At 71.9% G+C, this 12,578-nt stretch carries 9 protein-coding genes and 1 pseudogene; 7 read left to right on the top strand and 3 right to left on the bottom strand.

Going from position 1 to position 12,578, the window contains the following annotated elements:
- Positions 1–17 precede the first annotated feature (17 nt).
- From ACWD4J_RS06545 to ACWD4J_RS06515, 7 genes are read left to right on the top strand one after another with little or no spacing between them, the layout of a single operon-like run.
- Complete coding sequence (locus ACWD4J_RS06545) at positions 18–314, top strand: acyl carrier protein (protein ID WP_451394184.1); 297 nt, start codon at positions 18–20, stop codon at positions 312–314.
- Positions 311–3,652, top strand: a complete 3,342-nt coding sequence (locus tag ACWD4J_RS06540) for a type I polyketide synthase (protein WP_451394183.1) — start codon at positions 311–313, stop codon at positions 3,650–3,652. Before ACWD4J_RS06545 ends, ACWD4J_RS06540 begins: the two co-directional genes overlap by 4 nt.
- Positions 3,649–4,680: a 3-oxoacyl-ACP synthase III family protein gene (locus tag ACWD4J_RS06535; RefSeq protein WP_451394182.1), complete on the top strand. Its 1,032-nt coding sequence runs from the start codon at positions 3,649–3,651 to the stop codon at positions 4,678–4,680. The genes ACWD4J_RS06540 and ACWD4J_RS06535 overlap by 4 nt, the downstream gene beginning before the upstream one ends.
- A gap of 1 nt (position 4,681) precedes the next feature.
- Positions 4,682–4,927, top strand: a complete 246-nt coding sequence (locus tag ACWD4J_RS06530; protein ID WP_451394181.1) for an acyl carrier protein — start codon at positions 4,682–4,684, stop codon at positions 4,925–4,927.
- Complete coding sequence (locus ACWD4J_RS06525) at positions 4,924–5,940, top strand: 2-oxo acid dehydrogenase subunit E2 (RefSeq protein WP_451394180.1); 1,017 nt, start codon at positions 4,924–4,926, stop codon at positions 5,938–5,940. Before ACWD4J_RS06530 ends, ACWD4J_RS06525 begins: the two co-directional genes overlap by 4 nt.
- Positions 5,941–5,977: 37 nt before the next feature.
- Positions 5,978–6,616 (top strand): 4'-phosphopantetheinyl transferase family protein, encoded by a 639-nt coding sequence (locus ACWD4J_RS06520; RefSeq protein ID WP_451394179.1) that lies wholly within the window; start codon positions 5,978–5,980, stop codon positions 6,614–6,616.
- The gene (locus ACWD4J_RS06515) at positions 6,613–7,743 is read left to right on the top strand and encodes an alpha/beta fold hydrolase (protein WP_451394178.1); all 1,131 of its coding nucleotides are present in this window, start codon (positions 6,613–6,615) and stop codon (positions 7,741–7,743) included. The genes ACWD4J_RS06520 and ACWD4J_RS06515 overlap by 4 nt, the downstream gene beginning before the upstream one ends.
- 10 nt (positions 7,744–7,753) lie before the next feature.
- On the opposite strand, the pseudogene ACWD4J_RS06510 reads toward ACWD4J_RS06515, so the two are convergent.
- The 3 genes and pseudogenes from ACWD4J_RS06510 to ACWD4J_RS06500 form a co-directional block, all read right to left on the bottom strand.
- Positions 7,754–8,464: pseudogene (locus ACWD4J_RS06510) on the bottom strand (AfsR/SARP family transcriptional regulator); the annotation flags it as partial.
- Positions 8,465–8,774: 310 nt separating this feature from the next.
- Positions 8,775–11,588, bottom strand: a complete 2,814-nt coding sequence (locus ACWD4J_RS06505) for a DEAD/DEAH box helicase (protein ID WP_451394177.1) — start codon at positions 11,586–11,588, stop codon at positions 8,775–8,777.
- Between the two features lie 85 nt (positions 11,589–11,673).
- The gene (locus ACWD4J_RS06500) at positions 11,674–12,573 is read right to left on the bottom strand and encodes a diacylglycerol kinase (protein ID WP_451394176.1); all 900 of its coding nucleotides are present in this window, start codon (positions 12,571–12,573) and stop codon (positions 11,674–11,676) included.
- Between the last annotated feature and the right edge of the window lie 5 nt (positions 12,574–12,578).

Raw genomic sequence — 12,578 nt, 5'->3', positions numbered from 1 at the left:
GAGAGACAGGAACCGACATGTCCGTGCCGACCGTCCCCACCGAACAGTCGCTGACCGCCTGGCTCACCGACCGCGTCGCCGAGTACCTGAGGCGTCCGGCATCCGACATCGACCCGGGCGTGCCCCTCGCCGAGTACGGGCTGGACTCGGTGGCCGCACTGAGCCTGTGCGGCGATGTCGAGGACCACTTCGGCCTGCCCGTCGATCCGACAGCCGCGTGGGACTTCCCCACCGTGCGGGCGCTGGCCGGGCATCTGCTCACCGAGCTGGCCGCGCAGCCGCCCATAACCGAGAACCGGGAGGGTGAGGCGTGAGTACGGACGCGGTCGCCATCACGGGACTCGACTGCCGGTTCCCTGCCGCCCGGGACGCACACGGGTTCTGGGAGCTGCTGACGCGGTCCGGGGACGGCATCCGTCCCGTACCGCCGCAGCGCTGGGACCCTCACGTCTCGGGCGGCCCCGCCGAAGGGGGATTCCTCGCGGACGCGGACGCCTTCGACAACGGCTTCTTCACCGTCTCTCCGCGCGAGGCCGCCTCGATGGACCCGCAGCAGCGGCTGATGCTCCAGTCCGCGTGGCGGGCCGTCGAGGACTCGGGCACCGCGCCGCACCGCCTCGCCGGGTCGGCGACGGGCGTGTTCGTCGGGGTGATGGGCAGCGAATGGGCCCAGCTGACGATGACGGATCTGCCCGGAATCACCCCGCAGATCGGCTCGGGCAACGGCTACTGCATGATCGCCAACCGGATCTCGTACCACCTCGATCTCAAGGGTCCGTGCCTGGCCGTCGACACGGCGTGCTCGTCGTCGCTGGTCGCCGTGCATCTGGCAGCGAACGCGCTGCTGTCGGGCGAATGCGACCGGGCGATCGCGGGCGGCGTCAACATCGCGCTGACGCCGGCGCTCGGCTTGTTCTACGAGCGGGCCGGTCTGGCCGCGCCGGACGGGCGCTGCAAGCCGTTCAGCGCGGGCGCCGACGGGATCGGGCGCGGCGAAGGCGTGGGCACGGTCGTGCTGCGGCGCCTCGCGGACGCGGTCGCGGAGGGTGAGCCGGTGTACGCGGTGATCCGGGGCACGGCGGTCAACCAGGACGGCCGCAGCAACGGCATCACGGCTCCCAGCCGCTGGTCTCAGCAGGAGGTGCTGGCGGCGGCGTACCGCAGGGCCGGTGTCGAGCCGTTCGACGTGGCCTTCACGGAGGGGCACGGCACCGGCACGGCACTGGGCGACATGATCGAGGTCAAGGCGCTGGGCCGGCTGCACGCCGGCCGGGCCCGGCCCATGGCCCTCGGATCCGTCAAGGGCAACATCGGCCACACGGAGGGCGCGGCCGGCATCGCGGGCCTGATCAAGGTGGCGTTGTCCCTGCATCACCGGACGGTCCCGGTGAGCCGCTTCGCCGCCCGTGAGAACGTCCGGCTCCGCCTCGCCGAGCACGGCGTGAGACTCCTCAAAGCCCCGCTGCGGCTGCCTGCCGGGCAGCCGGTGCTCGCCGGCCTGAGCAGCTTCGGCATGGGTGGCACGAACGCCCACGCGGTACTGGAGTCGGCACCCGCACGCCGGCCGTCGGACCGGCGCACTTCACGTCCGGCCGACGCCACGTCACGTCCGGTCGATGTCAGTTCACATCCCTCCGATGTCACTCCACATCCGGTCGACGCCACGTCGGACCCCGGCTTCCCGGGGACCGGCCTCGGTGCCCCCGTCTTCGTCCTCACCGCACCCGACGGGCCTGCTCTGCGCCGCAACCTGCTCGCCCAGGCCGAGGCGATCGGGCGGCGCCCGCTGCCCATAGGTCCGCTGTGCCGGGCCTCGCACCGTGTGAAGGACGGGCACGCACACCGCGGCGCGATCGTCGCCGCCGACAGCGCGGAGCTGGCCGCGCGCCTTCGGGAGGAGGCGGCACGCCTTTCCCGGACAGCTGTGTCACCGGCAGATCTCTCGCCGACAGGTGCGCCGCAAGTGGAGCTGCCGCAGACAGGTATGCCGCAGGTGGATCTCCAGACCGGTACGCCGCAGGTGGAGCTGGAGCAGACGGTTCTCTCCGAGGCCGAGGCGGCCAAGGGCCCCGCGGCGCCCCGCTCCGGGGCGCCGGGCGAAGCGCAAGTCACCGCCTGGCTGTTCACCGGCCAGGGCTCCCAGTACCCGAAGATGGGCGCACGCCTGTACCGCGAGTCGTCGCTGTTCCGCCGCCACCTGGACGCCGCCGATGCGGCTCTGGCCCCCCACACCGGGGGCTCCGTGGTCGACCTGCTGTTCGGCGGCGACTCGGCCGTCCATCGGACCGGCTGGGCCCAGCCGGCCCTGTTCGCCGTGGGCCACGCGCTGGGCGCCACGCTGACCGAAGTCGGTATACGTCCCGGGCTGCTGCTCGGCCACAGCGTGGGCGAGTACGCGGCCGCGGTGCTGGCTGGCGCGCTGACCCTGGAGAATGCGGCGCGCCTGGTCGCCGCGCGCGGGGCGTTGATGGAACAACTCCCGGACGGCGGCGGCATGCTCGCCGTCCAGGCACCGGCGGCCCGCCTGCGGGAGCTGGTCGAGCGGGAGCCCCTGGTCGGCTTCGCCGCGCTCAACGGCCCCGAGGCCACAGTGCTCTCGGGAGATCTGGGCGCCCTGGAACGCATCGCCGCATCCCCCGCGCTCGACGGCATACGCACACGCCGGCTGCCGGTGTCCCACGCCTTCCACTCGCCGCTCATGCAGCCCGTGCTGGAACCGTTCCGGCGCATCGCCGAGGAGTGCGCCGGCCATGCACCCACCCTGCCGTTCTACTCGACACTGCGTGGCAAGCGGCTGGAGTCCGAGCCGCTGGACGCCGCGTACTGGACGGAACACATCAGCGCCCCGGTGCTGTTCGCCGACGCCGCGGCCCAGCTGCTGGACGAGCGGCCCGGACAGCTGCTGGAGCTGGGGCCAGGCCCGGTCCTGACCGGGCTCGTCCGGCGCCTCGGCGACCGGCCGACCGGCGCCGAAGCCCTGCACCCGCTGCCGGGTGAACACGGTGGCGGGCGTGAGCTGGCAGAGGTGGTGGCCGCCCTCTACCGCTCGGGTGCCGAGGTCCACTGGGCGGCCGCCCACCCGGCAGACGACGCCCCCGCCGTGCGGCTCGCCCCGTACGCCTTCTCGACCGAGACCCGCTACTGGCGCAGCGGCGCCCCGCGGCCCTCGGCGGCGGATCCGCGGACTGCCGAATCGGCCTCTGCCACACGGCGCGCCCGACGAGCAACGCAGGACACGGAACCCGTCCCACCGGCAGTCCAGGACCGCGACGCGCCACCTCTCGTACCGGAGACGGGGCCTCTTGCTGCTTCTCGGCCCGCGGACCGTGCCGAGCCCGAAGCCACGGACGGGCCCGGCCTCGGCCTCGCCCCGGGCTCCGGCCCCCCCGACCCCGACCCCGGGCAGGATGCGGTGTCGTCCGCCGTCCTGGAAGCCGTCGCCCACATCGGAGGCTTCGCAGCCGGCGACCTGTCCGAGCGATCCCGGTTCCACGAGGATCTCGGCCTCGACTCGGTGGCGCTGATCGAGCTCAAGGCCCGCCTGGAGGAGCGTCTACCGGCCCTGGCCCATGTGCCGGTGCAGGACCTGCTCCCGCGCCTGACGTCCGTCGGCGAACTCATCAGTTATCTGCGGCAGGAGACAGCCCTGTGAACGTCCCCGTGAGCGCACCCGTCCATGTCACCGCCGCCGGATCCGCGCTGCCCGGCGAACCGGTCGACAACGCGACGCTGTCCCACGCCCTCGGAGTCAACGCGGAGTGGATCGACGTCTTCATCGGCACCCGCACCCGCCACTTCGCCCGCGATCTGACGACCGGCGAAGTGCGCTGGTCCCTGGCCGATCTGTGCGCCCAGGCCGCGGCGGACGCGCTGGAAGCCGGTGGGACCGATCCGGCCGAGGTGGAGTTCCTGGTGCTCGGCACCGCCACCCCCGACCACTTGATGCCGGCCACCGTGAACCAGGTCGCCGACCGGCTCGGCCTCGACCATCTGCCCACGTACCAGCTGCAGTCCGGCTGCGCGGGCGCCGTCCAGGCACTGTCGGTGGCTCGGCATCTGATCGGCAGTGGCGAGTTCACCACCGGCCTCGCGATCGGCGGCGACGTGTGCACCAAACACCTGGATCTGCGCCGCAACCTCGCCGAGGCGGCGCCCGGCGACCTCGTCAACTGCGTGCTGTTCGGAGACGGTGCGGGCGCCGCCGTCCTCAGCTCGCAGCCGCGCGAGGAGGCCGTGGCGCTGCGCAGCGTCCTCAACCGGTGCACGGGGCTGGGCCGCGAACCGGGCCAGATCATCGACTGGTTCGGGCTCGCCGACCGCCACGAACCGCGCCAGGCCCTCACAGAGGACTACAAGGCCATCGAGGAATCAGTGCCGGTGATGGCCGTGGAGATCCTTTGGGAGCTGCTCGACGACCTGCGCTGGTCGCCGGACGACCTGGACTATCTGCTGCCCCCGCAGCTGTCGGGACGTATGACACAGCTGATCACCGAGCAGTTGGGGGTGCCTGGCGCTCGCGAGATCTCCTGCGTGGCGGACACCGGCAACAACGGCAACGCTCTGCCGTTCCTCCAGATCGAGCAGTTGCTCAAGGAGATGACGAGCGGGCAGAAGGCGCTCGCCGTCGCGGTCGAGTCCAGTAAGTGGATCAAAGCCGGTTTCGCACTGGAGAGGCTCTGACATGCTCCAAGACACCTTCCCCCTCACCGAGTTCGCGCGACTGGTCAGGGACGAGACCGGCCTGCCGCTCCCGGACGGCACGGCCCACCTCGACACGGACTTCGACGATCTCCCGGAGTGGGACTCGCTGTACCTCCTGAAGCTGGTGACCGCACTGGAGCAGGCACTCGGCCGCCCGGTGCCCGTCGGCCGGGTGCTGGAGGCACGCAGCCTGCGGCAGATCTACGACCTGGTGGTGCGCCCGTGACCGGCACAAGCACCGACACCGGCACCGGCACACAGCCCGTACGCGACCGTCGTCACACCCTGTACTTCCTGGAGTACGCCGCCCGCCAGCGGCCCGTCCACCTGGACACCGAGATCGACATGAGCGCCATCCACGCTCATCGGGAATTGGCTGGTGGTGACAGTGCCCGCCGCTACTCCACGGTGACGTACGTCCTCCACGCCGCGGGCCGCGTACTGCACCGCCATCCGGAGGCGAACGCCGTCCTGGCGCGAGGATGGCCGCGCCTGCTGCGGCGGCCCCGGATCGTGCGGTTCCCCTCGGTCACCGGCAAGCTGGCGCTGGACGCGACAGGAGCGCGTGGACAGCGGATCGTGCTGTCTGCCCTCGTACCGGAGCTGGAGACGGCGTCGCTGGACGACATCCAGGATCAGGTGGACCGCTACCGCACCCGAAGCGGAGCCGACGCCGCGAGCGGTCAACACGGCTCGGCCCCGCCTTCCGTCGCCGGACTCCCCGAGTTCCGGGGTGTCCGTATGCTCACCCGGCTCCCCGTCTGGCTGGGCCGCCTCGCGTTCGCCGCCGCGCTGCGCGACGCCCGGCGCCGACCCTCAGTGCTCGGCACGGTGTCCGTCAGTTCGCTCGGCCACCGGCCCGTCGACGGGTTCCACTCCGTCGGCGGCACCGCCGTCACGCTCACCTGCGGACGCACCGTGCCGCGCCCCGTCGTGCGCGAGGACGGCCGGATCGAGGCGGCCCCACTGATGCGGCTCGGCCTGACCTTCGACCATCGCGTCCTGGACGGCGCGGCGGCGGCAGACGTGCTCGGCGACCTCAAGTACGCGCTGGAGCAATGGTGTTGGAACGACGAGACGGATCGGCCGGACGACGAGGCGGGGCAGGCGGACCATCAGGATGGCAACGCATATGACGACACCACCACCGGCGCGGGCGCCGACACAACCGGCGCGAAGCTGTGGCGCACCCCTCCGGATCGACGGACCGTCCGGCCCGTGGCCGCTGATCAGGGATGAGCTCGCGGCACACGGCGCCGTGCTGGTGCACTCCCGCGTGCCGGACTGGCCGTGCGAGGCCGCCGCCGGCCCCGGCGCGCTGCCGGATCTGCTGGGCGAGGACGCGGCGCGGTACGAGGGGCTCGTCCACCCCGCTGCGCGGGCCCGGTTCGCCGCGTCACGCGCGCTCCTCAAGTACACGATCGCGGCCGCCCTCGGCCCCGCCGTAGCGCCGCACCGTGTCGAACTCGGCTACCGGCGCGGCGGCCGCCCCTTCGTGCGGGGGCCCGGCGGACGCTACACGGTCAGCCTCAGTCACACCGAGAACGAGCTGCTGGTCGGGGTCTGCGAACGGGGCGCTGACGGGCAGGTGATCGGCGTCGACGTGGAGCGCGCCGACCGCGAGCTGTACGGCGCGGGGCTGGCCCGCCTGATGTGTGCACCCGGCGAGCTGGCACGGCTCGAGCGCGCGGCGCCCGCGTCCCGCAATCCGCTGCTGGTGCGCTGGTGGACGCGCAAGGAGGCGTACAGCAAGGCGATCGGGCAGGGGCTGGGACTGCGCTTCACCGGGTTCGACGCGGACGCGCCCGCGCACACCGGCTGGTTCTGCCGCACGTTCACGCTCACGGACCACCCGGGAGCCCCCACGTACACCGCCGCCGTGGCGATCGGCGTCGATCAGGAAGGCACACCATGACACAGAACCACCCGCACCAGCTGAACGGCCGGGACCGCCCCGCTCGTCCCGGCCCTCCGGATCAGCCGCACCCCGTGGACCGCCTGGCCGAGTTGAAGGAGTACGCCCGGCTGCACGCACGCAACCAGGGCCTGAGTGCCCGCGACACCGCGCACGTCCTGGGCCGGATCGGCAGCGACACGCCGGACGCCGACGACTCCTGGGCGCGAGTCTGGGCGCTGCGCGGGGACCGACTTGCCGGACGTGGCAAGCTCCTGGACGCCTGCCGCCACTACACGCTGGCCCGCTTCCCGTACCCGGCGGACGCCCCTCGGCAGCGTGCCCAGGAGGCCGCTGTTGCAGTGTTCGACCGCTGGCGCCGGGGGCACGGCGGCATCGACCGGCTCGAACTCGCCCACTCCGACGGCGCGTTCCGTTGCTGGGCTGCCGGGCTCGACCGGGATCGCCCGCTTCTGGTGGTGATGGGCGGCATCATCAGCGTCAAGGAGCAGTGGGCACCGCTGCTGCCCAGGCTCGCCCGCCTCGGCCACGCCATCGTGGTCACCGAGCTGCCCGGCGTCGGCGAGAACACGCAGCGCTACACGGCCGAGTCCTGGCGGCTGATCCCCTGGCTCCTCGACGAGCTGTCCGGCCGGGCCCGCACCGATGCGGCCTCCCTGCTGTGCCTGAGCTTCAGCGGACACATGGCGCTGCGTGCCGCCGCCGAGGATTCGCGGATACGCCGGGTGCTGACGGTCGGCGCGCCCGTCGCCGACTTCTTCACGGACCCCCGGTGGTGGGAAGGCCTGCCAGGCATCACCACGGACACGCTGCGCCGCCTGACAGGAACCGCCGACGACTCCGAACTCCGAGCAGTGCTCAAGGACTTCGCCCTCTCCCCCGACCAGTTGCGCGCGATCCGGGCCGGCGTGCGCTGTGTGGCGAGCGCCCGCGACGAGATCATCCCGCCGGGCGACCCCGAACTGCTGCGCAGCGCCGTACCGGACGTCCGCGTCAAGCTGATCGACGATGTGCACGGCTCGCCAGGGCATCCGGGGACGGTGCGGCGCTGGCTCGCCTGGAATCTGCGCGGTCATCCCCTCGGGGGCGTACGGGGCGGGGCCGGGCGGCGGGCGGCTGCCCGCTGAGTATGCGGGTGTGGACGCGGGCGATGGCCGGGCCCGGCACGACGCCGAGCTCGTCGTGGAGCGAACTGCGTACGGCGCGGTAGGCACGCAGCGCGTCCGCGGTCCGCCCGGCGCGGCGCAGCGCCTCCATGAGGTGACCGTGCAGTTGCTCGCGCAACGGGTGCGCGCGTGCCAGCTCCATCAGTTCACCGGTGACCTCCTGGTGCCGGCCGAGCCGCAGATCGGCCTCGATGCGCAGCTCCAGCGCTTCGAGGCGCAGTTCGTCGAGGCGTACGGCGGTCGCCGCCAGTACCTCGCCGTGTTCGACCCCGGACAGCGCGGGTCCCGTCCACAGATCGAGGGCCTGGCTCAGCAGCGCGGATGCGGAGGGGAAATCGCCCTGTGCGCAGGCCGCGCGGCCCTGCCCGTGCAGCTCGTCGAAGACGTGCATGTCGAGTTCACCGTCGGGCACCTGCAGCAGGTAGCCGGGCGACAGGGTCACCAGCGGCGCCGCCTGCCCGGCGCCCCCTTCGGCGAGCGCCTTGCGCAGATGCGACACGTACACCTGCAGGGTGGTCGGCGCGGTGCGTGGCGGCCCGTCGGGCCACAGTTCGTCGTAGAGCGTGGACGCGGGCACGACTGTCCCCGCGCGGACGAGCAAGGTGGCCAGCACAGCGCGCTGTTTGGATGCCGAGGGCGTACGGGGTGCGAGGCGGACGGGACCGAGTAGACGGAAGCGCATGACGGCAGCAACTCCTCTCACTCACCTGTGGCCCGTAAGAGTGCCGCAGCACGTGGGTGCGCGACGGGAGGACCGCTGCGGCAGCACGGGACAGCGCCTGGAGCGGCAGGGAACGGTCCCTGACTTCGCACTGGAGCCCCACTGGAGCCGGTGCGCGGAGGAGCGGCCCGAGCAAGACCGGCTCCCCCGACCGCCGGCGTTGAACGCCGCCACTCGCTCTCCACGCCTGTGCCTTGCTCTCGCCAACGGCACATGCGACGACGCCGACACGTACGACAACCCCGGGAGGGTCGAAGCCAGGGACCGGGCGTCACCCCACCGACGAGTACGCCACCACACCCCGCAACAACGCGTCCACGGCCTTGCGCGCGTTCTTCGGCACCGTCGAGCCCTCGACCGGTGCGGCGGCCGAGATCTGTCCCAGGACGTCGATGACCTGCTTGCACCAGCGCACGAAGTCGCCGGCGGGCATCTCCGCCTCCCTCAGCACCTCGTCGAGGCCCTTGCCGGAGGCCCACATGTACGCGGCCCAGGCGAAGCCGAGGTCGGGCTCGCGCTGGCCGACTCCCTCGGTCTGGTTGATCCGGAAGTCCTCTTCCAGGGCGTCGAGCCGGCCCCAGATGCGGACCATCTCGCCGAGCGCCGCCTTGGCCTTGCCCGACGGCAGCTTGGGTGCGAGAGCGTCGTCCCCGACCCGCGCCTCGTAGACCAACGCCGACACGCATGCGGCCAGTTCGGCCGGGTTCAGTCCCTCCCACACGCCTGCGCGCAGGCATTCGCTCGCCAGCAGGTCCAACTCGCCGTAGAGCCGTGCGAGGCGCTTGCCGTGCTCGGTGACCTCGTTGCCCCGCAGGTAGTCGAGTTCGGTGAGCAGGGCGACGATGCGGTCGAAGGTCCGCGCGATCGTGTTCGTACGGCCCTCTATCCGCCGCTCCAGCTGCTTGGTGTCCCGCAGCAGCCGGTGGTAGCGCTCGGCCCAGCGGGCGTGGTCCTCGCGCTCGTCGCAGCCGTGGCAGGGGTGTGCGCGGAGCTCGGTGCGCAGGCGGGCTATTTCCCGGTCGTCCGCGGCCGCCCCCCGCCTCTTGCGGTGCCGGTCCGGGACGATGTGCCCGGCCTTGGTGCGCAGTGCCGAGGCGAGGTCGCGGCGGGACTGGGGGCTGCGCGGGTTGAACGACTTGGGGATGCGCATCCGCTCCAGCGGCTCCACGGGCACCGGGAAGTCCATCGAAGCGAGCCGCTTGACCTGGCGCTCGGCGGTGAGCACGAGCGGGCGCGGCCCGTCGTGGTGCTCGAAGCCGCGGTGGCCGTTGGTCCGCCCGGCAGGCAGGCCCGGGTCCAGGACGAGCGCCAGACCGGCGAACTTGCCGGTCGGCACGTGGATGACGTCGCCCGGCTTGAGCTTCTCCAGCGCGACCGCCGCCTCCGCCCGGCGCTGGGTGGCGCCCTGCTTGGCCAGCTCGTTCTCGCGGTCCTTCAGCTCGCGGCGCAGGCGCGCGTACTCGTCGAAGTCGCCCAGGTGGCAGGTCATCGAGTCCTTGTAGCCCTGCAGCCCCTCCTCGTTGCGCTGCACCTGGCGGGAGATGCCGACGACCGACTTGTCGGCCTGGAACTGCGCGAACGACGTCTCGAGGAGCTCGCGCGAGGTGTGCCGGCCGAACTGCTCGACCAGGTTGACCGCCATGTTGTACGACGGCTTGAAGCTGGACCGCAGCGGGTACGTGCGCGTGCCGGCCAGGCCCGCGACCTGCTCGGGGTTCATGCCGCGTTGCCACAGCACCACGGCGTGGCCCTCGACGTCGATGCCGCGGCGTCCCGCACGGCCCGTCAGCTGCGTGTACTCGCCGGGTGTGATGTCGGCGTGCTGCTCGCCGTTCCACTTGACGAGCTTCTCCAACACCACGGACCTGGCGGGCATGTTGATGCCGAGGGCGAGGGTCTCCGTGGCGAACACGGCCTTCACCAGGCCGCGTACGAACAGCTCCTCGACGACCTCCTTGAAGGTGGGCAGCATGCCCGCGTGGTGCGCCGCGATACCGCGCTCCAGGCCCTCCAGCCACTCGTAGTAGCCCAGGACGTGCAGGTCCTCGCTCGGGATCGAGGCGGTGCGCTCCTCGACGATCTCACGGACCTTGGCGCGCGCCTCCTCGTCGTTGAGCCTGAGGCCCGCGTACAGGCACTGCTGGACGGCCGCCTCGCAGGCGGCGCGGCTGAAGATGAAGGTGATGGCGGGCAGCAGCCCTTCGGCGTCGAGCCGTTCGATGACCTCGGGCCGGCCCGGCGTCCAGATCCGCGACCGCTGCCGCCGCTCACGCTCGCGATCGGCCTCGCGCATGTTGTTCCGCCCGCGGCGCCGGTCACGTCCGAAGGACTGGCGGCTGTCCTCCATGCGCGCCATGCGCGTCAAGTCGGGGTTGACGGCCTTCTTGTGGCCCTCGCCCTCCTCGAAGAGGTCGTACATCCGGCGGCCGGCCAGGACGTGCTGGAACAGCGGCACGGGACGGTGCTCGGAGACGATCACCTCGGTGTCGCCGCGCACGGTGTCGAGCCAGTCGCCGAACTCCTCCGCGTTGGACACGGTGGCCGACAGTGACACCAGCGTCACCGACTCGGGGAGGTGGATGATCACTTCCTCCCAGACGGCGCCGCGGAAGCGGTCGGAGAGGTAGTGCACCTCGTCCATCACGACATAGCCGAGGCCGCGGAGGGTCTGGGAGCCCGAGTACAGCATGTTGCGCAGCACCTCGGTGGTCATGACCACGATCGGCGCGTCGGAGTTGATGCTGTTGTCGCCGGTCAGCAGGCCGACCTTGCCCGGGCCGTAGCGCTTGGTCAGGTCGGTGTACTTCTGGTTGGAGAGCGCCTTGATGGGCGTCGTGTAGAAGCACTTCTTGCCCTGCTGCAGGGCAAGGTGGACGGCGAACTCGCCGACGACCGTCTTGCCGGAGCCGGTGGGCGCGGCCACCAGCACGCCCTTGCCCGCCTCGAGCGCCTGGCAGGCCTCTATCTGGTAGGGGTCCAGGCCGAAGTCGTACATCTCGCGGAAGGAGGCGAGCGCGGTGGCCTGCTCGGCAGCGCGCCTACGTGCTGCCGCGTACCGCTCGGCCGGTGAGAGGTCCTCTGTCATCGTGCTTTCGAGACTACCGGGACCCACTGACAACTGACGATCATTAACCGTATCGTCACGTAACCGCTGGTCAGCGCGTGGACCTTCACGGTCCGAGGATGCGAACGGCTCCGGGCACGCATTCGGCGACACATGGCAGCGGACCCAGCGGCTCCCCGTCGGCGTATCCCGTGACCCCGTCCGCCGCCAGCTCGACCCGCGCGGCCCGGTGCACTGTGACCTTGGGATGCTCGAGGTGCGTGCCCTTGTACACGCGCGGAAAGACCCGCAGCAGCGTCCTGCGGCTGCAGTCCCCCACCACCGTGACGTCAAAGAGGCCGTCGGCCAGGTCGGCCCCGGCGCAGATCTTCATGCCACCGCCGTACGAGGATCCGTTCCCGACGGCGACGAGGGTCGCCTCGACCTCGTGGACGGCCCCGCCGTCCAGCGTGATCTTGTACGGGACGGGCCGGAAGGCGGCGAGTTCGGCGACCATCGCGAGGTCGTACTTGAAGCGCCCGGCCGGCAGCCGCATCCGGTTGCCGCGGTCGTTCACGCGCGAGTCGAAGCCGGAGGCGAGCACGGTGCCGAACCAGGTTCCGTCGACCCGCCCCAGGTCGATGTCGCGCACCCGGTCGTCCTTGAGTGCCTCCGCCACGGTCCGGCCCGCCGCCGCGGGGTCGCGCACAGGCAGGCCCAGGGCGCGGGCGAAGTCGTTGCCCGTGCCCACGGCCACGATCCCGAGCGGCGTCCGTGTGCCGGCGACGGCCTGCAGGGCGAGGCTCGCCATACCGTCGCCGCCGACGGCTATCAGCGCGCCGGTACCGCCTTCGACGGCTTCCCGGGCTCTGCGCAGCCCGTCGGCGGCGTCCGCGCCGAGGATCGTACGTACGGAGAAACCGGCCGCACGCAAAACAGAAGCGGCCGGCTGCGCCGCATGGGCGCCCCGGCCGCGTCCCGCGGTGGGGTTGACGAAGAGGGTGATCTCGCTGATCTCGCTGGTCACCGGGG

Source organism: Streptomyces sp. NPDC002577, assembly GCF_053594815.1.
The sequence above is the reverse complement of the archived record's forward strand: the minus strand, read 5'-3'. Positions and strand labels throughout refer to the sequence as shown.